Source organism: Microbispora rosea (genome assembly GCF_900156315.1).
Lineage (GTDB): Bacteria > Actinomycetota > Actinomycetes > Streptosporangiales > Streptosporangiaceae > Microbispora > Microbispora rosea.
Genome location: NZ_FTNI01000016.1, coordinates 84,641 through 106,557, shown reverse-complemented (window position 1 = coordinate 106,557; position 21,917 = coordinate 84,641). Strand labels below are relative to the sequence as shown.

General features: G+C 72.3%; 17 protein-coding genes. 14 read left to right on the top strand and 3 right to left on the bottom strand.

Annotated features, from left to right (window positions below):
- Positions 1-220: 220 nt before the first annotated feature.
- The 6 genes from BXA11_RS22430 to BXA11_RS45425 are packed head-to-tail and all read left to right on the top strand — an operon-like array spanning position 221 to position 8,474.
- The gene (locus BXA11_RS22430; protein WP_076437658.1) at positions 221-2,308 is read left to right on the top strand and encodes a molybdopterin oxidoreductase family protein; all 2,088 of its coding nucleotides are present in this window, start codon (positions 221-223) and stop codon (positions 2,306-2,308) included.
- Positions 2,305-3,729, top strand: coding sequence for an FAD-dependent oxidoreductase (locus BXA11_RS22425; protein ID WP_076437519.1), 1,425 nt, complete (start codon positions 2,305-2,307; stop codon positions 3,727-3,729). Before BXA11_RS22430 ends, BXA11_RS22425 begins: the two co-directional genes overlap by 4 nt.
- Before the next feature lie 32 nt (positions 3,730-3,761).
- Positions 3,762-6,215 carry a nitrite reductase large subunit NirB gene (gene nirB / locus BXA11_RS22420; RefSeq protein WP_076437656.1) on the top strand — a complete coding sequence of 818 codons (2,454 nt, stop codon included), beginning with the start codon at positions 3,762-3,764 and terminating at the stop codon, positions 6,213-6,215.
- The gene (gene nirD, locus BXA11_RS22415) at positions 6,212-6,568 is read left to right on the top strand and encodes a nitrite reductase small subunit NirD (RefSeq protein ID WP_076437516.1); all 357 of its coding nucleotides are present in this window, start codon (positions 6,212-6,214) and stop codon (positions 6,566-6,568) included. Before nirB ends, nirD begins: the two co-directional genes overlap by 4 nt.
- Positions 6,565-7,728: a uroporphyrinogen-III synthase gene (locus BXA11_RS22410; protein WP_081903411.1), complete on the top strand. Its 1,164-nt coding sequence runs from the start codon at positions 6,565-6,567 to the stop codon at positions 7,726-7,728. The genes nirD and BXA11_RS22410 overlap by 4 nt, the downstream gene beginning before the upstream one ends.
- The gene (locus tag BXA11_RS45425; protein WP_076437513.1) at positions 7,725-8,474 is read left to right on the top strand and encodes a sirohydrochlorin chelatase; all 750 of its coding nucleotides are present in this window, start codon (positions 7,725-7,727) and stop codon (positions 8,472-8,474) included. The genes BXA11_RS22410 and BXA11_RS45425 overlap by 4 nt, the downstream gene beginning before the upstream one ends.
- Positions 8,475-8,506: 32 nt before the next feature.
- On the opposite strand, the gene BXA11_RS22400 is transcribed toward BXA11_RS45425, so the two are convergent.
- The gene (locus BXA11_RS22400) at positions 8,507-8,836 is read right to left on the bottom strand and encodes a plasmid mobilization protein (RefSeq protein ID WP_076437511.1); all 330 of its coding nucleotides are present in this window, start codon (positions 8,834-8,836) and stop codon (positions 8,507-8,509) included.
- Positions 8,833-9,096: a hypothetical protein gene (locus tag BXA11_RS42290; protein ID WP_143734445.1), complete on the bottom strand. Its 264-nt coding sequence runs from the start codon at positions 9,094-9,096 to the stop codon at positions 8,833-8,835. Before BXA11_RS42290 ends, BXA11_RS22400 begins: the two co-directional genes overlap by 4 nt.
- Before the next feature lie 553 nt (positions 9,097-9,649).
- On the opposite strand from BXA11_RS42290, the gene epsC reads away from it, so the two are divergent.
- The 5 genes from epsC (at position 9,650) to BXA11_RS22370 (ending at position 15,876) form a co-directional block, all read left to right on the top strand.
- Positions 9,650-11,605, top strand: coding sequence for a serine O-acetyltransferase EpsC (epsC, locus tag BXA11_RS22390; RefSeq protein WP_204053655.1), 1,956 nt, complete (start codon positions 9,650-9,652; stop codon positions 11,603-11,605).
- A gap of 74 nt (positions 11,606-11,679) precedes the next feature.
- On the top strand, positions 11,680-12,966 hold the full coding sequence (locus tag BXA11_RS22385) for an ATP-binding protein (RefSeq protein WP_076437508.1): 1,287 nt from the start codon (positions 11,680-11,682) through the stop codon (positions 12,964-12,966).
- A complete protein-coding gene (locus tag BXA11_RS22380) occupies positions 12,963-14,267 on the top strand; it encodes an MFS transporter (protein ID WP_076437505.1) in 1,305 nt (434 codons plus the stop codon). Before BXA11_RS22385 ends, BXA11_RS22380 begins: the two co-directional genes overlap by 4 nt.
- Positions 14,267-14,944, top strand: a complete 678-nt coding sequence (locus BXA11_RS22375; RefSeq protein WP_076437502.1) for a TRM11 family SAM-dependent methyltransferase — start codon at positions 14,267-14,269, stop codon at positions 14,942-14,944. Before BXA11_RS22380 ends, BXA11_RS22375 begins: the two co-directional genes overlap by 1 nt.
- Positions 14,941-15,876 carry a PLP-dependent cysteine synthase family protein gene (locus BXA11_RS22370; protein WP_030507172.1) on the top strand — a complete coding sequence of 312 codons (936 nt, stop codon included), beginning with the start codon at positions 14,941-14,943 and terminating at the stop codon, positions 15,874-15,876. Before BXA11_RS22375 ends, BXA11_RS22370 begins: the two co-directional genes overlap by 4 nt.
- Positions 15,877-15,915: 39 nt before the next feature.
- Here BXA11_RS22370 and BXA11_RS22365 read toward each other — a convergent pair whose 3' ends face one another.
- Positions 15,916-16,770: a PAC2 family protein gene (locus BXA11_RS22365; RefSeq protein WP_030507171.1), complete on the bottom strand. Its 855-nt coding sequence runs from the start codon at positions 16,768-16,770 to the stop codon at positions 15,916-15,918.
- A gap of 219 nt (positions 16,771-16,989) precedes the next feature.
- Here BXA11_RS22365 and metH point away from each other — a divergent pair, with 219 nt between their 5' ends.
- The 3 genes from metH (at position 16,990) to BXA11_RS22350 (ending at position 21,741) form a co-directional block, all read left to right on the top strand.
- Positions 16,990-20,454 (top strand): methionine synthase, encoded by a 3,465-nt coding sequence (metH, locus tag BXA11_RS22360; RefSeq protein WP_076437500.1) that lies wholly within the window; start codon positions 16,990-16,992, stop codon positions 20,452-20,454.
- An 80-nt stretch (positions 20,455-20,534) separates the two neighbouring features.
- On the top strand, positions 20,535-21,176 hold the full coding sequence (locus tag BXA11_RS22355) for an HAD family hydrolase (RefSeq protein ID WP_030507169.1): 642 nt from the start codon (positions 20,535-20,537) through the stop codon (positions 21,174-21,176).
- 70 nt (positions 21,177-21,246) lie between these two features.
- Positions 21,247-21,741, top strand: a complete 495-nt coding sequence (locus BXA11_RS22350) for a cellulose synthase (protein ID WP_076437497.1) — start codon at positions 21,247-21,249, stop codon at positions 21,739-21,741.
- Positions 21,742-21,917: the final 176 nt, after the last annotated feature.

Below are 21,917 nucleotides of genomic sequence, written 5' to 3'. Positions count from 1 at the left end.
GGCGCCCGCGCGGCGCCCGCCTTTTCCGGGCTCATGCCTCACAAGCGGCGACAGCACAAGTGAGCTTTCGAGACGACGGGGTCTCTCACACGCCGCGCTCGCCGAAGTTAGCGCGGTTGGCGCCTTGTAGCACAGCGGTAACAGAAGGGACCCAGCGGTGAAACCGCCTGTCAGCACCATCGGATCCATGCCGATCTCACTGCACGCTCCCGGTCCTGTGATGTCACAGGCCACCGCGGGCACGACCGTGGGCTCGGCCACCCACTGCCCGTACTGCGCGCTCCAGTGCGGCATGTACGTGGCGAAGGGTGAGATCACCCCGCGGGAGGACATCCCGGCCAACGCCGGCGGCCTGTGCCAGAAGGGCTGGACGGCGGCGGAACTGCTCACCTCGCCGGAACGGCTTACCACCCCGCTGCTGCACGGCAGCCCGGTGAGCTGGGACGAGGCGCTCGACTACGTCGCCGCCCGGATCGAGGCCATCAGGGCCGCGCACGGGCCGGACGCCGTGGCGGTGTTCGGCGGCGGCGGGCTGACCAACGAGAAGGCCTACCAGCTCGGCAAGTTCGCCAGGGTCGCGCTGCGCACCAGCCAGATCGACTACAACGGCAGGTTCTGCATGTCCTCGGCGGCGGCCGCGGTCAACCGGGCCTTCGGCATGGACCGGGGGCTGCCGTTCCCCATCACCGACATCGCCCGCGCGGACGCCGTCCTGTTCGCCGGGGGCAACGTCGCCGAGACCATGCCCCCGTTCGTACGCCACCTGAGCGCCATGCGGTCCGGGGGCGGCCGGCTCGTCGTCGTCGACCCGCGCGTCACCCAGACCGCCAAGACGGCCGACCTGCACCTGCAGGTCACCCCGGGCACCGACCTCGCGCTCGCACTCGGTCTGCTGCACATCGCGATCGCCGACGGCTACGCCGACCTGGACTACCTGGCCGCCCGCACGACCGGCTTCGAGGAGGTGCGCACCTCCGTGTCGGCCTGGTGGCCCGAGCGGGTGGAGCGCGTCACCGGCGTCCCGGTCGCGCAGATGCGCGAGGCCGTACGGATCCTCGGCGAGGCGGAGCGCGCGATGGTGCTGACCGGCCGGGGCGCCGAGCAGCACGCCAAGGGCACCGACACGGTCACGGCGTTCGTCAACCTGGCGCTCACCCTCGGGCTGCCCGGCCGTGAGGGCTCCGGCTACGGCTGCGTGACGGGCCAGGGCAACGGCCAGGGCGGCAGGGAGCACGGCCAGAAGGCCGACCAGCTCCCCGGCTACCGCAAGATCGACGACCCGGCGGCGCGGGCGCACGTCGCGGCCGTCTGGGGGATCGACCCCGCCGACCTGCCCGGTCCCGGCCGGTCGGCGTACGAGCTGCTGGACGCCCTCGGAACGCCGGGGGGACCGAGGGCGCTGCTGCTGTTCGGCTCCAACCCCGTCGTCTCCGCGCCGCGCGCCGGGCACGTCGCCCGGCGGCTGGACGCGCTCGACCTCCTCGTGGTCTCCGACTTCGTGCTGTCGGAGACGGCGGCCATGGCAGACGTCGTGCTGCCCACGACCCAGTGGGCCGAGGAGGCGGGCACGATGACCAACCTGGAGGGCCGGGTCCTGCTGCGCCGCCAGGCCGCCGCGCCCCCGCCGGACGCACGCAGCGACCTGGAGATCCTGCGGGGCCTCGCCGAGCGGCTCGGCTGCGGCGAGAAGTTCCCCGCCGACCCGCGCACCGTCTTCGACGAGCTGCGCCGGGCCTCCGCCGGGGGCGTCGCCGACTACTCCGGCATCACCTACGAGCGGATCGCGGCCGAGACCGGCGTGTTCTGGCCGTGTCCCGAGACGGCGGACGACCCGCACCCCGGAACCCCGCGGCCCTTCCTCGACCGCTTCGCGACGCCGGACGGCCGGGCCCGCCTGGTGCCGGTGGAGCACCGCCCGCCCGCCGAGGACGTCGACGAGGAGTTCCCGCTCTACCTGACGTCGGGGCGGGTGCTCGCCCACTACCAGTCGGGGGCGCAGACGCGCCGCATCCGCCCGCTCACGAAGGCGTCGCCCGAGGTGTTCGTGGAGCTGCACCCGGACCTCGCCGAGCGGCTGGGCGTCGCAACCGGCGACCGCGTCCGGGTGCGCAGCCGCCGGGGCGCCGCCGAGGGCGTGGCCCGCGTGAACGCCTCGATCCGTCCCGACACGCTGTTCATGCCGTTCCACTGGGAGGGAGTCAACCTGCTCACCAACCCGGCGCTCGACCCGACGTCGCGGATGCCGGAGTTCAAGGTCTGCGCCGCCGCCATCGAGCGGTGCGCCGAAGACGGGGAGCGTGTCGCGTGAGGCTTGTCGTGGTGGGGAACGGGATGGCGGGCTCGCGCCTGGTGAGCGAGGTCCGCGCCCGGGACAAGGACATGAAGATCACGGTGTTCGGCGCCGAGACGTGGCAGCCGTACAACCGGGTCCTGCTGTCGAACGTGGTGGCCGGCACGTCGAGCCCGGACCAGGTCCGGCTGCTGGACTCCCGCTGGTACGCCGACCACGGCGTGACCGCCCGCATCGGCGTCGCGGTCACCGCCATCGACAGGGACTGCCAGACGGTGGTCGCCGCCGACGGGACGCGCGAGCCGTACGACGTGCTCGTGCTCGCCACCGGCAGCGAGCCGGTCGTCCCGCCGATCCCCGGCGTGGAGCGGGCGACGGCGTTCCGCACGCTGGACGACTGCGAGCGGATCAGGGAGGCCGCCGTGAGCGCGCGCAGCGCGGTCGTGGTCGGCGGCGGGCTGCTCGGCATCGAGGCCGCGCGGGGCCTGGCCGGGCGGGGCGTCCCGGTGACGCTGCTGCACCTGGCCGGACACCTGATGGAGCGCCAGCTCGACGAGGAGGCCGGGCTCATCCTCCGCGAGACGCTCGGCGCGCTCGGCGTCACCATCCGCACGGGCGTCACCGTGAGCGCGATCCGCGAGCGGCACGTGGAACTGTCCGGCGGGGAGCTCGCGGGCGGCGAGCTGATCGACGCCGACCTGGTCGTGCTGGCCTGCGGCGTACGCCCGGTCGTCGGGCTCGCCCGCGACGCGGGGCTGGAGGTCGAGCGCGGCGTCGTCGTGGACGACGAGCTGCGCACCGACGACCCGTCGATCTTCGCGATCGGGGAGTGCGCCCAGCACGCGGGCCTGGTCTACGGGCTGGTCGCCCCCGGGTGGGAACAGGCGTCGGTCGTGGCCGACCTCGTCACCGGCGCCGACAAGGGCGCGCGCTACCGGGGCTCGCGGCTGGTCACCCGGCTGAAGGCCAGGAGCGTGGAGCTCGCGGCGATGGGGGAGACCCAGCTGACGGAGGACGAGGCGGAGATCGTCCGCTTCTCCCACCGGCACAAGGGCACCTATCGCAAACTCGTCATCCGCGAAGGCCGGCTCGTCGGCGCGATCCTGCTGGGCGAGACCTCCGCGGTGGGCACGCTGACCCAGCTCTTCGACCGGGGAGGTCCCCTGCCCGGCGACCGCACCGGGCTGCTGTTCCCCGATCTCGCGGGCGTGGGCGGCGCGGCGGTGGCCGACAGCCCCACCCGGATGCCGGACTCGGCCCGGGTCTGCCAGTGCAACAACGTGACGAAGGGTCAGATCAGAGCGTGCTGGGAGTCCGGCGCGCGGAACGTGGAGGCCGTGGCCGCCGCGACGAGGGCCACCACCGGCTGCGGCAGCTGCCGCGACGCGGTCGAGGGCATCGTCGGCTGGCTGTGTGAGCAGGAAGGCGTGAGCGCATGAAGGACCGTGAGCGCATGGAGGACCGTAAGGGCATGAGACTCGTCGTCGTAGGACACGGCCCGACGGCGCACCGCCTGATCGAGACGCTCTCCGGCCGGGGCTTCGGCGGGACGGTCACCGTTTTCGGCGAGGAGCCCCGCCCGGCCTACGACCGGGTGGCGCTCACCTCCTACCTCAGCGGCAGGAGCGTCGAGGACCTCACCTATCCGGTGCCGGACGGCGTCACGCTCAGGACCGGCGTCCGGGTCACCGCGATCGACCGCGCGAACCGGATCGTCACCACCGACGCCGGCGACAGCGAGCCGTACGACGTGCTGGTGCTGGCCACCGGGTCGGCGCCGTTCGTGCCGCCGGTGCCGGGCCGGGACCTGCCGGGCTGCTTCGTGTACCGGACGATCGACGACCTGGACGCCATCAGGGACGCGTCGCGGGACGCTCGCGCGGGCGTGGTCATCGGCGGCGGCCTGCTCGGCCTGGAGGCGGCCGACGCCCTGCGGGGGCTCGGCCTCGACACCCACGTCATCGAGATGAGCGGCTGGCTCATGCCGCGCCAGGTGGACGAGGGCGGCGGCTCGGTGCTGCGCGGGCACATCGAGGGGCTCGGGCTGACGATCCACACGGGTGCGGGCGTGCGGTCGATCGAGGCCGGCCAGGACGGCCGGGTCACGGCGCTCGTGAAACCCGACGGCGAGGCGATCGAGGCGCAGATCGTGGTCTTCTCGGCCGGCATCCGGCCGCGCGACGAGCTCGCCCGCGACTGCGGCCTGGAGGTCGGCGAGCGCGGCGGCATCGTGGTCGACGAGGGCATGCGCACCTCCGACGAGCACATCTACGCGATCGGCGAGTGCGCGCTCGCCGGGGGCATGGTCTACGGCCTCGTCGGGCCCTGCAACACCCAGGCGGAGGTGGCCGCCGAACGGATCCTCGACGGGCAGGCCGCCTTCACCGGCGCCGACATGTCCACCAAGCTCAAGCTGCTCGGCGTGGAGGTGGCCCAGTTCGGCGCCATGTCGGGCGCGCTCGACGTCACCTACATGGACCCCGTCGGCGGCGTCTACAAGCGGCTGTTCATCAGCGACGACGCCAAGACCCTGCTCGGCGGCATCTGCGTCGGCGACGCCGCGCCGTACAACGCGCTGCGGCCGTTCGTCGGCAAGCCGCTGCCCAGCGCGCCGAGCGACCTGCTGTTCGCCGGCGCGGGCAAGGCGTCGATCGACCTGCCCGACGACGCGCAGGTCTGCTCCTGCAACAACGTCACCAAGGGAAAGATCTGCGCGGCCATCGCCGACAAGGGCCTGACCGACGTGCAGGGCGTCAAGGACTGCACCCGGGCCGGCACCACCTGCGGAAGCTGCGTGCCGATGCTCAAGCAGATCCTGGTGAAGTCGGGCGTCGACGTCGGCAAGGCGCTGTGCGAGCACTTCACGCACAGCAGGGCCGAGCTGTTCGACATCGTCAACGTCCGGGGGATCACCACGTTCTCCCAGCTCATCGCCGAGCACGGAACCGGCCGCGGCTGCGACATCTGCAAGCCGGCGGTCGCCTCGATCCTCGCCTCTCTCGGCCGCGGCCACATCCTCGACGGCGAGCAGGCCGCGCTGCAGGACACCAACGACCAGTTCCTGGCCAACATCCAGAAGAACGGCACCTACTCGGTCGTCCCCCGCATTCCGGGCGGGGAGATCACCCCGGACAAGCTCATCGTCATCGGCGAGGTGGCCCGCGACTTCGGGCTCTACACGAAGATCACTGGAGCGCAGCGCATCGACCTGCTCGGGGCCCGGGTCGAGCAGCTGCCCTCCATCTGGCGCCGCCTCGTCGATGCCGGCTTCGAGTCCGGCCACGCGTACGGCAAGGCGCTGCGGACGGTGAAGTCGTGCGTCGGGTCCACCTGGTGCCGCTACGGCGTGCAGGACTCGGTGGGCCTGGCCATCGCCCTGGAGTTGCGCTACCGGGGGCTGCGCTCGCCGCACAAGCTGAAGTCGGCCGTCTCCGGCTGCGCCAGGGAGTGCGCCGAGGCCAGGTCGAAGGACTTCGGCGTCATCGCGACCGAGCAGGGCTGGAACCTCTACGTGGGCGGCAACGGCGGCTTCAAGCCCCGTCACGCCGACCTGCTCGCGTCCGACCTGTCCACCGACGACCTGGTCAGGACGATCGACAGGTTCCTGATGTTCTACATCAGGACCGCCGACCGGCTCCAGCGCACCGCCGCCTGGCTGGAGAACCTGGACGGCGGGCTCGACTACCTCCGTGAGGTGATCATGGAGGACTCGCTCGGCATCTGCGCCGAACTCGACGCGCAGATGGAACGGCATGTGTCCACATACGCCGACGAGTGGCGCGCCACCATCGAGGATCCCGACAAACTGCGCCGCTTCGTCAGCTTCGTCAACGCCCCCGGCGTTCCCGACCCCTCGATCTCCTTCGAGACCGAGCGCGACCAGATCAAACCGGTGCTGATTCCACTGGAGGTGACCCGCAGATGACCATCCTCGACGAGATGCCGGCCCTTGCCGGCCACTGGACCCCGGTCTGCACCTACACCGACCTGCTGCCCGAGCGGGGTGCGGCGGTGCTCGTCGGCGACCGCCAGGTGGCGGTCTTCCGCACCTTCGACGGCGCGCTGTACGCCCTGGACAACCTCGACCCGTTCAGCGGGGCGTACGTGATGTCCAGGGGCATCGTCGGCACCAGGAACGGCGAGCCGACCGTGGCCTCGCCCATGCACAAGCAGGTGTTCTCGCTGGCGACCGGCGTGTGCGCGGACGACACCGGCGTAGCCCTGCCGACCTATCCCGTTCGGGTCACCGACGGAACCGTGGAGGTGAGCGTGGTATGACCGCGCTGGTGGACGAGACCCCGATGAGCCTGGAGACGGCGCCGGACGCGCTGGCCGGGTTCACGATCGGGGTGACGGCGACCCGCCGCAGCGAGGAGTTGGCCGCGCTCCTCGAACGGCGGGGCGCCCGGGTCGTGCGGGCGCCCGCGATCCGCATCGTGCCGCTCGCGGAGGACGCCGGGCTGCTCGCCGCGACCCGGGCCTGTCTGGAGGCGCCCGTCGACGACGTGGTCATCACCACGGGGGTGGGGTTCCGCGGGTGGATGGCGGCGGCGGAGGGCTGGGGCCTGTCCGCCGACCTGAACGCGCACCTGGGCGGCGCGCGGCTGCTCGCCCGCGGCCCCAAGGCGCGCGGGGCCGTCCGCGCGGCCGGCCTGGTGGACTTCTGGACGCCGGCCACGGAGTCGTGCGAGGAGGTCAAGGAGTACCTGCTCGCGCAGGACCTGCACGGCCGCCGCATCGCCGTGCAGCTGCACGGCGAGCCGCTGGACAGCTTCGTCGCGTCGCTGCGGGAGGCGGGCGCGGAGGTGATCGAGGTGCCGGTCTACCGGTGGCTGCCCTACCGCGACACCTCGCCGCTGCGCCGCCTGATCAGCCAGGCGATCACCGGCTCGGTGGACGCGGTGGCCTTCACCAGCGCGCCCGCCGTGCTGGCCATGCTGGGCGCCGCCCGCGCCGACGGGCTGGAGGACGCGCTGCTCGCCGCGTTCGGCAGCCGCGTGGTGGCGGCCTGCGTCGGCCCGGTCACGGCCGGGCCGCTGACCCAGCGCGGCGTGCGGGCCGTCCAGCCCGAGCGGGCCCGCCTCGGCGCGCTCGCCCGGACCCTCGCCCGCCACCTGCCGGAAAGCGGCGTCACGCGGCTCGTCGCGGGCGGGCACGAGCTGGAGATCCGCGGTCACGCCGTGGTGGTCGACGGCGAGCTCAAGCCTCTGCCGCCCGCCCCGATGGCCGTGCTGAAGCGGCTCGCCGAGCGCCCCGGGCACGTCGTGAACCGGGCCGACCTGCGGGTCGTGCTGCCCGGCGGCCCCTCCCGCGACTCGGCCGAGCACGCGGTGGAGATGGCGATCACCCGGCTGCGCCGGGCGCTCGGTCCCTCGGGCATCGTCGAGACCGTCGTCAAGCGCGGCTACCGCCTCGCCTGCGGCAGGGACGAGCGATGACCCCGACCCTGGTGATGGCGGCGCACGGGGCACGCAGCGGCCACTGGGAGTCGGTCATGGACTCCCTGGCGGCCCGCGTGCGCCGCGCCAGGCCCGGCGCGCCGGTCGAGCTGGGGTTCCTGGAGATCAGCGCGCCGCTGCTGTCCGACGTGCTGTCGCAGGTGGCCGGGCCGGTCGTGGTGGTCCCGATGCTGCTCGCCGGGGGATACCACGCGCACATCGACCTGCCGGCCGTCGTCGCCCGCACCCGGCCCGACGCGCTCGTCGCCGGGCAGCTCGGGCCGCACCGGCTGCTGACCTCGGTGCTGGCGCGCCGCCTGGCCGCGGCCGGCCTGCGGCCCTGCGACGCCGTGATCCTGGGCGCGGCCGGCTCGTCCGACCCCGCCGCCCTCGACGACGTCCGCGCCGCCGCCCGGCTGCTGTCCGTACGGCTCTCGCGTCCCGTCACGGCCGCGTTCGCCTCGGCCGGGACGCCCACGCTCGCCCAGGCGCTCGAGCGCACCAGGGCCGGCCTCGCCCCGCGCGTCGCCGTCGCCTCCTACCTGCTCGCGCCCGGGTTCTTCCACGACCGGCTGGTGAGCAGCGGCGCGGACCTGGTCAGCCCGCCCCTCGGCGTGGACGACGACCTGGCCGCCCTCGTCTGGGCCCGCTTCGACGAGGCCCTCGCCCGGCGCCGCCCGGCCGTCGCGCCCGCCGCACCCGTCGCGCCCGCCCGCGCGCCGTTCGCCACCGGCACACCGGCCTGAGCGGACCACGTCCGCTCCTTCTGAACGCCGGATCAGGCCGCGTGGTCGCGGAGGTACTGGGCGAACGCCTCCCTGGCCAGTTGCGACACGGTCTTGCCCTCCCGTTCCGCGAGTGCCCTGGCGGCCGCTTTCTCCTCCGGAGTCAGGCGGAACGTCACCTGCGGCGAGCGCCTGCCCGGTGCCGTGAGAGAGGGGCGGCCGACCGTCCGGCGCACATGCTCGACCGCGGCCTCGACGTAGGCCTCGTCGATCCGATTCCCCCGCCTGTCGTAGAGCTCCTCCGTGCCCAAGTCGACGTCCGACTCGTCGTCCACGGCGAGCTCGACGTCCTCCGGGGGCCAGGGGCCGGTGTACTCGGTCATGGCTCGTTCCTCCTGAACGCGGTCGGCATCGCGTGGATCACCAGCAGGTACTTCTCGGTCAGAACGGCGATCACCTCGAGCTCCAGCCCGCGATCATCCACGCCGAGCCAGTGCCACTGCTCGTCCAGACCAGGACCGGGTGGCGGCACTATCCGGGGCGGCTGGCCCCGGATAACGGCAAGGACCCGCGCTGTTCCGATGCGATGCTTCCGCGCTGACTGCGTGAACCTGATTCTACGCACGAAGAGGAATTGTGCCATGCACAATCCATCGACGTTCACTCGATGTGATTAATCTTTGACTCTCGGTTTGCGGTGTGTTCCGGTAGGGACATCTGGCGTGGACGACGACCTGGCCGCCCTCGTCTGGGCCCGCTTCGACGAGGCCCTCGCCCGGCGCCGCCCGGCCGTCGCGCCCGCCCGCGCGCCGTTCGCCACCGGCACTCCGGCCTGAGCGGACCGCGTCCGCTCCTTTTTCTTTTTCGCCGCGCCGGTCCGTTCACGGACCGGCGCGCACGCGTTTTCCGGCTCCGCCGATCGCGGAAATCTCCCATGTGGGCTCGGAGAATTCGGTACGACGCCTGTCCGGTCGGGGTCGGCGGCCCGCTGATTACCGGTCGAAGGCCGAGCGGGTAGGGGTTGACCTGTGGTTCCAGGGCCCTCACGCTTACCCAATAACCGAGGAAAAAGGGTCCGTAATTCACTCTCCCGGAAATGGTCGTAGGGGATCTCCAGGCCAGTGGCAGTCTGCCATTCCATGAATCCGGGGTTTCATTAATGGTTCATTCGCCGAGGTGAATGTGAGGAGGCGAAGATGCCTCATGCCGATTTCAGGTCTTCTCCGCCGCCCCCGGGAAGCGAACGGCCGGAGAGACTGCTGCGCCTCCTGGCCGAGGACCTGCGGACGATCGTCGAGCGGGACCCGTCCGTACGCGACCGGAAGGAGGCGTTGCTGCACCCGGTGCTCCCGGCGCTGTGGCTGCACCGGGTCGCCCATCGGCTGCACCGGCGCGGCCGCCGAGTGCCGGCCCGGCTGCTGATGCTCCTCGCACGGTGCGTCACCGGAGTGGAGATCCACCCGGGTGCGGCGCTGGGGCGCAGGGTCTTCGTCGACCACGGCGCGGCCGTGGTGATCGGGGAGACCGCGGTCGTGGGCGACGACGTGACCATCTACCACCAGGTGACCCTGGGCGCGGTCGGCTGGTGGCGCGACAACCTGCGCGCGGCCGGGGAACGGCGGCACCCGGTGATCGGCGCCCGTGTGGTGCTGGGCGCCGGCGCGACCGTTCTCGGCCCGGTCCGGGTGGGCGACGACGCCGTCATCGGGGCGCGGGCGCTGGTCCTCGGCGACGTGCCCGCCGGCGCGCGCGCCCTCGCCCCCGCCGGGACCGTGTCACCGCCTTCCGGCGGCACATCGCCCCGTACGACCAGAGCCGACCTGTCCCGACCCCCCGACGAAAGGAATGGATCGATGAATCCGGACAGCACGGTCCTGATAGTCGGCGCCACCGACGAAACCGTGCGCAAGGCCAAGGAGCTGGGGCTGACCGTCCTGCTGCTCCAGCACCCCACCAAGGTCAGCCCCGAACAGGAGGAGCTCGCCGACGTCCTGCGCGTCCTGGACTACACCGACTGGGCGGCCGTCGAGCCCGTCGCCAGGGAACTGTGGCGGGAGCCGGGGTTCCGCGTCGCGCTGTCCATCACCGAGCCCGGGCTGGAGAACGCGGGACGGGTCAACGACCTGTTCGGCCTGGGCGGCACCGGCTACGAGGTAACGCGGCTGTTCCGCGACAAACTGGCCATGCGCCGCCACCTGGCCGGCCTCGATCCGTCCACGGTGACCGCCGCGCCGCTCCTGCGGCGCGAGGACCTGGACGCCTTCGGCGCCGCCCACGGCTATCCGTTCATCGTCAAGCCGACCGACGCGACCGCGAGCATCGGGGTCTTCCGGATCGGGGGACCGCAGGACGCCGAGCAGGTCTGGGCGACGGTGGAAGGGCTGCGCGGCACCCGGACCGACCGGGTCTCGACCATGTACCTCCTGCGCGACTTCCTCATGGAGGAGTACGTGGAGGGGCCGGAGTTCAGCGTCGAGGCGTTCAGCTTCGCGGGCCGCCACGTCGTCGTGGCGATCACCGAGAAGTTCGTGCACGCCGACCGGTTCGCCGAGCTCGGCCACGCGGTGCCCGCCCGGCTGGACGAGCCGGTGCGGGAGCGGATCGGCGCGAGCGTGCGCCGCTTCCTCGACCTGATCGGCCTCAGGGACGGGGTCACGCACACCGAGCTGCGGCTCGGCCCGCACGGCCCCGCGATCATCGAGAGCCACAACCGCGTCGCCGGCGACATGATCCCGGAGCTCGTGCGCGGCGCGTACGGCATCGACCTGGTCGAGTACGCCCTGGGCTGGCCGTTCCGGCTGGTCCCCGAGCTGCCGGACCGGCCGGAGGCGCACGCGGGGGCCAGCGTGCGCTCCCTGGTGAGCGAGCCGGGACGGGTCGAGTCGGTGGAGGGTGTCGCCGACGCAGCGGCGCGGGACGGCGTGCTCGACGTGCGCGTCACGGCCAAGCCCGGCGACACCGTTCACGCGTTGCGCGACAACTGGGACCGGCTCGGCCTGGTCGCGGTGACCGGCCCCGACACGGACGCGGCGATCCGCCGCGGCGGGGAGGTCATCGGCGACGCGATCCGGATCAGGGTCGTGGGCGAGGACGGGCGGACCTGGCTCGCGCACGCGGCCGAGGCCCGTTCCCTGGCGGAGGTGCCGGCATGAACGAGCGAAGCGAGCGAATGAACAAGCACAGTGACTCGCTCATGCGACCCCGAGCCGTCAGGCGAGGGGGTGACATGAGCGTCGTCATTGTGCACCGCAATCCGCTGGAGCCGTTCCCGTACGACCGCTGGCTGCGCGACCACGAGGGCCCGGTGGTCGTCCTCGCCGCCCGCGACAGGTTCGAGCCGTTCGGCGAGCGGATCCCCGAGGGGAACCTCGGCTACACACATCTGGAGCTCTTCGACCACGACGACGAGGTGCCCGGGCGGGTCGCGCGCCTCGTCGCCGAGTACGGCGCCACGCACCTGATCGGGGAGCACGAGGCCGACGTGCTGCGCGTGGCCGCCCTGCGCGAGGAGCTCGGGCTGCCCGGAGCACGGGCCGCCGACGTGCTGCCGTTCCGGGACAAGGCCCTGATGAAGGAGCACGCGGCGCGGGCGGGCGTGGAGGTCGCGCCGCACACGGTGCCGCGGACCGCCGCGGACGTGCTGGCCTTCGCCGGCGTCCACGGCTTCCCCCTGGTGGTCAAGAACAGGGCCGGCTTCAACTCCATCGGCCTGCGCATCCTGCGCGACAGCGACGCGCTCACGGCCTTTCTCTCCGAGGCGTACGGCTCGAAGCCGGACGAGCAGCGCGACGAGCAGCGGGACGACCTGCTGCTGGAGGCGTACGTGCCCGGCCGCATGTGCCACGTCGACGGGCTGGTGGTGGACGGCGAGGTCGTGCTGGCCTGGCCCTCGCAGTACCAGTACGAGCTGGCGTCGTTCGGCACCGACCCCGGCTCCCGGGTCGACCTGGCGCTCGACCCCGGCGACCCGCTCACCGGCCGCCTGCTGGAGCTGACCGGGCGGACGCTGGCGGCGCTGCGGCTGCCCGGCGGGCGGCTGCGCGACCACGCCTTCCACGCGGAGATCTTCCACACGCCCGACGACCGGCTCGTGCTGTGCGAGATCGCCTGCCGGTCCGGCGGCGGGAAGATCCGCGAGGTCTTCCACACCCTGTTCGGCGTCAACCTCGCCGAGTGCTCCATCCGGGCCCAGCTCGGCCTTCCGCTGCCCGACGTGGCGCGGGCCGTACGACCAGGGCGGCGGCCGGAGCCGGCGCGGATGGCCGGTCAGGTGCTGATGATGAAGCGGCCCGGGCTCATCCACGCGCTGCCCGGCGTGCCGGAGGAGCCGTGGGTGGAGCACTTCTGGCTCTACGCGGAGACCGGCCAGGTGGTCCCGCCCGCGTCGGGCTCGGCCGACTTCCTGACCGTGGCCATCGCCTCGGCCCCCACCCGGGCGGAGTGCGAGCGCAGGCTGCGCTCGCTCGGCGCGCGGCTGGAGGAGCAGGTGAGGATCGGGGCGGTGCCGTCATGATCCGCCCGTCGACGCGGGTGCGCTACATGGCCGGGATGGTGGTCGACGCCACCGGCAGCGGCATGTACCTGCCCCTGTCCCTGCTGTTCTTCCACCACGTCACCGGGCTGCCGATCGAACGAGTCGGCGTGATCATGACCGGGGCCGCGCTGTTCAGCCTGGTCGCCAACCCGATCGCGGGCGTGCTCGTCGACCGCTTCGGCGCGCGGGCCGTCGTCGTGGGCGGCTACCTGGTGCGCGCCGTGGGGTTCGCCGCCTACCCGCTGGTGGACTCGCCGCTGACGATGTTCCTCGCGGTGGCGCTGGTGGCGCTCGGCGACGGCTCCTACCCGCCGTCGATCCAGTCGTTCGTCGCCGCGATCGCGCAGGGCGCGGACCGCGACAGGCTCCTCGCCGCGCAGCGCAGCCTGCGCAACGCCGGCCTCGGCGCGGGCGGCCTCATCGCGGGCGCCGCGCTCGGCCTGGGCAGCGACGCCGCCTACCGGGTGATCGTCCTCGTCAGCGCCGCCGCGTTCGCCGGCGCCGCGCTGATCCTCCGTACGATCCCCGTCCCCGGCGGCCCGGTTCCCGGTGCGCGGATCGGTACGGCCCCGAGGGCGGCGGGCCGGCGGAGCGGGGGATACCGGCTCGTCCTGCGCGACCGGACGTTCCTCGCGCTGACCCTGCAGAACGTGCCGACCGCCTTCGGCTACATGGTGCTGTCGGTGGCGCTGCCCGTCTACGTCACCCAGGAGCTGGACGTCCCCGCGTCGCTGGTCGGCGTGCTGTACGCGGTCAACACCGTCGGCATCGCGCTGCTGCAGATCCCGGTGACGCGGCGGCTGATCCGGTATCGGCGCACCCGCACGGTCGCGGCGGGCGCCGCCACGTTCGCGGCGTCGTTCGCGGCGTTCGCCCTGCTGGCGGGGGTTCCCGTACGGCCGGTCGCCCTGGCCGGGGTCTTCGCCGCGACGGCGCTGTTCACCCTGGGGGAGATGCTGCACGGCGCGCCGCTGTCGGCGCTCGTGTCGAGCGCGGCCCCCGAGGAGACCCGCGGCAGGTACATGGCGGTCTACCAGTTCTCCTGGGCGATCCCGATCACGCTGGCTCCGGCCGTGCTGACCGCGCTGCTGAGCCTGTCGCCGGTCTCCATGTGGCTGCTGCTCGCGGGAGGCGTCTCCTGCTCGGCCCTCACCATGCTCCGCCTGGAGCCTCGGCTGCCCGCCCGGGCCGTCCACGCGCGGATCCCCGAAGACCCCGAAGAGACAGATACGGAAGACCGTCGCGCCGCGACGGCGACACAGAAGGCTGGTGTGGAGTGATGGGCAGATCGAGTTGGCACGTTCTGCAGGGAGAGGACCCGGCGTACGCGCTGCCGGAGGCCGCGGGCCAGTGCGGCTGGGTCAGCCAGCTGAGGCCCCTGATCGTGGAGATGACCGAGCCGGGAGACGTCGTGCTCGACCCGTTCGCCGGCTGGGGGACCACGCTGGTGGCGTGCGCGGTCGAGTCCCGGAAGGGGATCGGCCTGGAGGTCTCGCCGGAGCGTGCGGAGCAGGCGCGAAAGCGCCTGGAGGCGTACCCCGGCCAGACGATGCTGTGCGCCGACGCCCGCACGCCGCCGCTGCCGCCGGAGTCGGTGGACTTCGTCCTGGCCGACCTGCCCTATTTCGGCACCAACCTCGACACCCACTCCACGGTGGAGGGTCAGTTCTACGCGCTGCGGGACTACGACGATTACCTGAGCGCGATCGACGAGGCCTTCGCCGCGGTGACGAAGGTGATGCGGCCCGGCGCGCGGGCGGTGCTCGCCGTGCAGAACCGCCGCCTGGCGGGCAGGTTCGTGCCGCTGGCCTGGGACGTCGCCCGGGTGCTCGGCAGGCATCTGACGCTCGGCGACGAGCGGATCCACTGCTACGACCGGCCGGTGAGCGACGACGACCCGATGGTGACCAACCGCTCGCACGAATACCTGCTGGTGGCCGCGAAGGAGCAGGCATGATCCCGCTGATCGGCGGCGACGTCGCGACCAGGATCGACGACCTCATCGGCGGCACGCCCCTGATCCGTCTCGCCCTCGACGGCCTGCCCCCGGACGCCACCGTGCTCGCCAAGCTGGAGGCGGCCAACCCGCTGTCGAGCATCAAGGACCGGGTGGCGCTGCGCATGATCCAGGAGGCCGAGGCGTCCGGGGCGCTGACCCCCGGCGCGACCGTGATCGAGTCCACCTCGGGCAACACCGGAATCGCCCTGGCGGCGCTCGCGGTGAGCCGGGGACACCCGTGCGTCGTCGTGATGCCGGACAACGCGTCGCGGGAGCGCACGCTGGTGCTGCGCATGCTGGGCGCCCGGGTCGAGTTCACCGACCACGTCCTCGGCTTCCAGGGATGCGTGGACCGGGCGAGGGAGCTGCACGCCGCCGTCCCCGGGTCCTGGTACGCCCGCCAGCACGAGAACCCCGCCAACGTCATGGCCCACTACACGACCACGGGACCGGAGATCTGGGCCGCCACCGGCGGTCGGATCGACGTGCTGGTGTGCGGGGTCGGGACCGGCGGAACGCTCACCGGAACGGCCCGCTACCTGCGCGAGCGCAACCCCGCGCTGCGCGTCGTCGCGGTGGAGCCGGAGGGCTCCCCGCTGCTGTCGGGAGGCGCGCCGGGGCCCCACCGGATCCCCGGCCTCAACGGCGGCTTCATCAGCCCCGTCACCGACGTCACGCTGATCGACGACGTGATCACCGTGCCGGACGGCGAGGCGGCCGCCATGACCCGGCGCATCGCGGCCACCACCGGGCTGCTGGTCGGGGTCTCCTCCGGCGCGGCGGCGTACGGCTGCGCCGAGCTCGCCCGCCGCCGGGACCTGTCGGGGCGGACGATCGTGACGATCTTCCCGGACACCGGTGAGCGCTACCTCAGCTGGTGGCCGGCCTGACCGTTCCCACCGCTCCGGCTGCGCCTGCTGCCTCAGGGGTCAGCGGTCGGTGCCGCGGTCGCGGCGGCGCAGGTAGCGCTCGAACTCCGCCGCGATGGCGTCGCCGCTGGCCTCGGGCAGCTCGGCCGCGTCCTTGCGCTCCTCCAGCTCCCGCACGTATTCGGCCACCTCGCTGTCCTGGGCCGCCAGCTCGTCCACGCCGTGCTCCCAGGCCCGCGCCTCCTCGGCCAGGTCGCCGTACGGCATCGGGATGTCGAGCATGTCCTCGATGCGGCGCAGCAGCGCCAGGGTGGCCTTGGGGTTGGGCGGCTGGGCGACGTAGTGCGGGACCGACGCCCACAGGGACACCGTCTGAAGCCCGGCGGTGCCGAGGGTGTGCTGCAGCACGCCCACGATGCCCGTCGGGCCCTCGTACTTGGTCAGCTCGAGGTTGAGCGCGCGGGCCATGCCGGGGTCGCTGACCGAGCCGGTGATCGGCACCGGCCGGGTGTGCGGCGAGTCGTTGAGCAGCGCGCCGAGCAGGATGGCCAGCTCGATGCCGAGGTCGTGGCAGAGCCCCACGATCTCGGCGCAGAACGACCGCCACCGCATGTTGGGCTCGATGCCGCGCAGCAGCACCACATCGCGCTTGGCGCCCGGCGGGCGGGCCAGCAGCAGCCTGGTGGTCGGCCACACGACGGAGCGGGTCACGCCGTCGCCGAGCTCGACCACCGGCCGGGTCACCTGGAAGTCGTAGTAGTCCTCGGGGTCCAGCTCGACGAGCGGGGTGGCCTTCCACTCGGACTCGAGGTGCGCGAGCACGCCGCTGGACGCCTCGCCGGCGTCGTTCCATCCCTCGAACGCGGCGATCAGCACCGGGTCGACGAGCTCGGGGAGCCCTTCGAACTCGATCACGCGCCGCCTCCTCACTGGCCTTGTGCAGTATGGCTCAGTCCAAGACTATTCGGTGAGGGGCCCCGTACGTCACCTCCGGCGGGCACCGGCCCGTCGCGCTGGCCCGCCTCCGGCGCCATCCGGGCGGGCGCCGGCCCGCCGTCCCCTCACACACCCGGTATTCCCGTTTCGCGCGCGCGGACGATATTCCATCCGGCGGGGGCCGATAGGCTTGCCTTCATGACCAGCAGACCGTCGTTCCGAGAAGTGCTGTCCGAGCGAGTTCTTGTCGCCGACGGAGCGATGGGGACGATGCTGCAGTCCTACGACCCCACCCTTGACGACTTCCAGGGCCACGAGGGCTGCAACGACGTGCTCAACGTGAGCCGTCCCGACATCGTGCGGGCCGTGCACGACGCGTACCTGGAGGTGGGCGTCGACTGCGTCGAGACCAACACCTTCAACGCCAACCGTGCGGCTCTGGGCGAATACGGCATCGCGGACCGCATCTTCGAGCTCTCCGAGGCCGGCGCGCGGCTGGCCAGGGAGCGCGCCGACCACTGGTCCACGCCGGACAGGCCCCGCTTCGTCCTCGGTTCGATGGGCCCCGGCACGAAGCTCCCCACGCTCGGCCACCTGCCGTACGAGACGCTGCGCGACGCCTACCGCGACAACGCCGCCGGCCTGATCGCCGGCGGGGCGGACGCCTTGATCATCGAGACCTGCCAGGACCTGCTGCAGGTGCGGGCGGCGGTCGTCGGCGCCAAGCGGGCGGTCGAGGCCGCCGGGCGGGACGTGCCGATCATCACGCAGGTCACCATCGAGACCAACGGCGCGATGCTGCTCGGCTCGGAGATCGGCGCCGCGCTGACCGCGATCGAGCCGCTCGGCGTCGACCTGATCGGTCTCAACTGCGCCACCGGCCCGACCGAGATGAGCGAGCACCTGCGCTATCTGGCCAGGCACTCCCGGATCCCGATCTCCTGCATGCCGAACGCCGGCCTGCCGCAGCTCACGTCCGACGGCGCGTACTACCCGCTGAGCCCGGGCGAGCTGGCGGACGCGCACGAGGCGTTCACCCGCGACTACGGGCTCGCGCTGATCGGCGGCTGCTGCGGCACCACTCCCGAGCACCTGCGCCAGGTGGTCGAGCGGGTGGGCGGCCGCGCCCGCGGCGAGCGGCGGCCCCGTCCCGAGGCGGGGGCCGCGTCGCTCTACCAGCACGTGCCGTTCCGGCAGGACACCTCCTACCTCGCCATCGGCGAGCGGACCAACGCCAACGGATCCAAGGCGTTCCGCGAGGCGATGCTGGTCGGCGACTACGAGGAGTGCGTGGAGATCGCCAGGGCGCAGGCCCGTGACGGCGCGCACATGCTCGACCTGTGCGTCGACTACGTCGGCCGCGACGGGGTCGCCGACATGAAGGAGCTGGCGTTCCGGTTCGCGACCGCCTCGACGCTGCCGATCGTGATCGACTCCACCGAGCCCGCCGTGCTGGAGGCGGGGCTGGAGATGCTCGGCGGCCGGGCCGTGGTCAACTCGGTGAACTACGAGGACGGCGACGGCCCGGACTCGCGCTACCAGAAGATCATGCGCCTGGTGAAGGAGCACGGCGCGGCCGTGGTCGCGCTGACCATCGACGAGGAGGGCCAGGCCCGCACCGCCGAGGCGAAGGTGCGGATCGCCACCCGCCTCGTCGAGGACCTGGTGAACGGCTGGGGCATGCGGGTCGAGGACATCATCGTCGACTGCCTGACGTTCCCGATCGCCACCGGCCAGGAGGAGACCCGGCGCGACGGCCTGGAGACGATCGAGGCGATCCGCGAGCTCAAGCGCCGCTACCCGGGCGTGCAGACCACGCTGGGCCTCTCCAACGTGTCGTTCGGCCTCAACCCGGCGGCCCGCATGGTGCTGAACAGCGTCTTCCTCAACGAGTGCGTCAACGCGGGGCTCGACTCGGCGATCGTGCACGCCTCCAAGATCCTGCCGATGAACCGGATCCCGGACGAGCAGCGGCAGGTCGCGCTCGACCTCGTGTACGACCGCAGGCGCGAGGGCTACGACCCGCTGCAGCGGTTCATGGAGCTGTTCGAGGGCGTGGACGCGGCGTCCATGAAGGCCGGCAAGGCGGCCGAGCTGGCCGGGCTGCCGCTGTGGGAGCGGCTCAAGCGGCGCATCATCGACGGCGAGCGCAAGGGCCTGGAGGCCGACCTCGACGAGGCCCTGGCCCAGCGGCCGGCCCTGGAGATCATCAACGACGTGCTGCTCGACGGCATGAAGGTCGTCGGCGACCTGTTCGGCTCCGGCGAGATGCAGCTGCCCTTCGTGCTGCAGTCGGCCGAGGTGATGAAGACGGCCGTGGCCTACCTCGAACCGCACATGGAGAAGGTCGAGGGCAGCACCAAGGGCCGCATCGTGCTGGCCACGGTCAAGGGCGACGTCCACGACATCGGCAAGAACCTGGTGGACATCATCCTGTCCAACAACGGCTACGACGTGGTGAACCTCGGCATCAAGCAGCCGGTGTCGGCGATCCTGGAGGCCGCCGAGGAGCACCGCGCCGACGTGATCGGCATGTCCGGGCTCCTGGTCAAGTCCACGGTGGTCATGAAGGAGAACCTCGAGGAGCTGAACTCCCGGGGGATCGCGGACAGGTTCCCGGTGCTGCTCGGCGGCGCCGCCCTGACCAGGGCGTACGTCGAGCAGGACCTGGCCGACCTCTACCGAGGTGAGGTCCGCTACGCGCGTGACGCGTTCGAGGGCCTGCGGCTCATGGACGCATTCATGGCGGTGAAGCGCGGCGAGGACGGCGCGACGCTGCCGCCGCTGCGCGCGCGGCGGGTGAAGACCGGCGCGGTGCTGAAGCGGACCGCCGAGGAGGACCTGCCGGCCCGCTCCGACGTCGCGGCCGACATTCCGGTGCCCACCGCGCCGTTCTTCGGCGACCGGATCGTGAAGGGCATCCCGCTGGCCGACTACGCCGCCTTCCTCGACGAGCGGGCGACGTTCATGGGCCAGTGGGGCCTCAAGGCCGCCCGGGGCGGCGAGGGCCCGTCGTACGAGGAACTGGTCGAGACCGAGGGCAGGCCCCGGCTGCGGATGTGGCTGGAGCGGCTGCAGACGGAGAACCTGCTGGAGGCGGCGGTCGCCTACGGCTACTTCCGCTGTGTCAGCGAGGGCGACAACCTGATCATCCTGGACGACGACGGGAAGGAGCGGACCCGCTTCACCTTCCCGCGGCAGCGGCGCGACCGGCACCTGTGCCTGGCCGACTTCTTCCGCTCCCGCGAGTCCGGGGAGACCGACGTCGTCGCCTTCCAGGTGGTCACGATGGGCAACCGGATCAGCGAGGCCACGGCCGAGCTGTTCGCCAAGGACGCCTACCGCGAATACCTGGAGCTCCACGGCCTGTCGGTGCAGCTCACCGAGGCGCTGGCCGAATACTGGCACGCGCGGGTGCGGTCGGAGCTGGGCATCGGCGGCGACGAGTCGCTGGACGACATGCTCAAGGTCAACATCACCGGTTGCCGCTACTCCTTCGGGTACCCGGCCTGCCCCAACCTGGAGGACCAGGTGCAGGTCATGGAGCTGCTCGACCCCGCGCGCATCGGCGTGACGCTGTCGGAGGAGTTCCAGCTCCACCCCGAGCAGGCCACCTCCGCGCTGGTCGTCCACCACCCCGAGGCGAAGTACTTCAACGTCTGACCGGCCGCACCGGCGTTCACGGGCGCCCCTTACCATGTTGGTCCCCCCTCATCGGGGGTCTCGCCGGGGGAAGGGGCCACGTGGACGCCGTGCTGTTCGACATGGACGGATTGCTCGTCGACACCGAAGGGGTGTGGTTCGAGGTCGAGACCGAGGTGGTCACCCGCCTCGGCGGAGACTGGGGCCCGGAGCACCAGGAGCAGCTCGTGGGTGGGTCCTGGGACCGCACCGTCGCGTACATGCTGGAGCTGACGCAGGCCGACGCCGACCCCGCGCTCGTGGGGGAGTGGCTGATCGACGGCATGGAGAGCCGGCTGACGCGAGGCGTCGAGCCCATGCCGGGGGCCCTCGACCTGCTGCGGGGGCTCGGCGACCAGGGGGTGCGCACCGCGCTGGTCACCTCGTCGCTGCGAATCATCGCCGACGCCGTGCTCAAGGCCGTCGGCCGGGAGCACTTCGAGGTCGTCGTGACGGCCGACGACGTCACGTGCACCAAGCCGCACCCGGAGCCGTACCTGACCGCGGCCGGCCTGCTGTCGGTGGACCCGGAGCGGTGCGTCGCGCTGGAGGACTCGCCGAACGGCGTCGCCTCCGCCACCGCCGCCGGGTGCCGGGTCGTCGCCGTGCCGGGCGTCCTGCCCATCGCTCAGGCGCCGGGGCGGGTCGTGATGCCCTCGCTGCTCGACGTGGACGTGGACTTCCTGCGCTCGCTCGTCCGGTAGCGCGGGCCCCCGCGCCGTCGCCTCCCGGGTGCCAGGATGGGAGGGACGCCGTGGACGAAGGGGACCCGCCATGACATACAACGACATCGCTTGGCTGCCGCTGTGTGCCGGCCTCACCGCGGTGGGGATCGGGCTCGGCTACCTGGCCTTTCGCCGCAGGGGGGTGACCGCCGGCCTGCGGGCCACCGCCTGGTCCCTGCTGCCGCTGGCCGCCTACCTCACCGGCGCGCTGCAGACGCTCTGGAACATCGGCGCGGCGGTGGTGGGCTTCGTGACCGGCCTGGTCCTGTCGCCCGCGGTGTGGGCCGGGGTGGTCCTCGCCGGGTTGTCGGCGCTGCTGTTCGTCGTCTCCGGCACGCTGCGCGGCCGCGCCCTGTCCCGGGCCCGTACGGCGGGTCCGGAGCAGGGGGGCGCCGCCGCGGCCCCTGAGCGCTCTGGCGCGCCCAGAACGGCCACGCCTAAAACGGGACAGACCGGGAAGACGGCACCACGGCAGGTGGAACAGCCCGCAGCAGATGATTTCTCGGACATCGAGGACATTCTCAAGCGCCGGGGGATCAGCTGAACATCCCACATCGTGGGACCAAGTTACCGGCCAGTGCAATGTTACAGTTCCACGACATAATCGAAACGGGATGCGGACAAACCCTTCAAGATCAACACGAATGAGTTTCGCGTGAATCACAGTTGAGCCACAGCGGGCCTCTGGGGACTGGTCAGCCCAGCTCAGACCATAGATTC

What these genes read in the sequence shown, in the direction of transcription:
- BXA11_RS22430 (WP_076437658.1), top strand. Translation starts at nt 221, where the DNA reads ATGTCACAGGCCACCGCGGGCACGACCGTGGGCTCGGCCACCCACTGC.
- nirB (WP_076437656.1), top strand. Translation starts at nt 3,762, where the DNA reads ATGAGACTCGTCGTCGTAGGACACGGCCCGACGGCGCACCGCCTGATC.
- nirD (WP_076437516.1), top strand. Translation starts at nt 6,212, where the DNA reads ATGACCATCCTCGACGAGATGCCGGCCCTTGCCGGCCACTGGACCCCG.
- BXA11_RS22410 (WP_081903411.1), top strand. Translation starts at nt 6,565, where the DNA reads ATGACCGCGCTGGTGGACGAGACCCCGATGAGCCTGGAGACGGCGCCG.
- BXA11_RS45425 (WP_076437513.1), top strand. Translation starts at nt 7,725, where the DNA reads ATGACCCCGACCCTGGTGATGGCGGCGCACGGGGCACGCAGCGGCCAC.
- BXA11_RS22400 (WP_076437511.1), bottom strand. Translation starts at nt 8,836, where the DNA reads ATGACCGAGTACACCGGCCCCTGGCCCCCGGAGGACGTCGAGCTCGCC.
- BXA11_RS42290 (WP_143734445.1), bottom strand. Translation starts at nt 9,096, where the DNA reads ATGGCACAATTCCTCTTCGTGCGTAGAATCAGGTTCACGCAGTCAGCG.
- epsC (WP_204053655.1), top strand. Translation starts at nt 9,650, where the DNA reads ATGCCTCATGCCGATTTCAGGTCTTCTCCGCCGCCCCCGGGAAGCGAA.
- BXA11_RS22385 (WP_076437508.1), top strand. Translation starts at nt 11,680, where the DNA reads ATGAGCGTCGTCATTGTGCACCGCAATCCGCTGGAGCCGTTCCCGTAC.
- BXA11_RS22380 (WP_076437505.1), top strand. Translation starts at nt 12,963, where the DNA reads ATGATCCGCCCGTCGACGCGGGTGCGCTACATGGCCGGGATGGTGGTC.
- BXA11_RS22375 (WP_076437502.1), top strand. Translation starts at nt 14,267, where the DNA reads ATGGGCAGATCGAGTTGGCACGTTCTGCAGGGAGAGGACCCGGCGTAC.
- BXA11_RS22370 (WP_030507172.1), top strand. Translation starts at nt 14,941, where the DNA reads ATGATCCCGCTGATCGGCGGCGACGTCGCGACCAGGATCGACGACCTC.
- metH (WP_076437500.1), top strand. Translation starts at nt 16,990, where the DNA reads ATGACCAGCAGACCGTCGTTCCGAGAAGTGCTGTCCGAGCGAGTTCTT.
- BXA11_RS22350 (WP_076437497.1), top strand. Translation starts at nt 21,247, where the DNA reads ATGACATACAACGACATCGCTTGGCTGCCGCTGTGTGCCGGCCTCACC.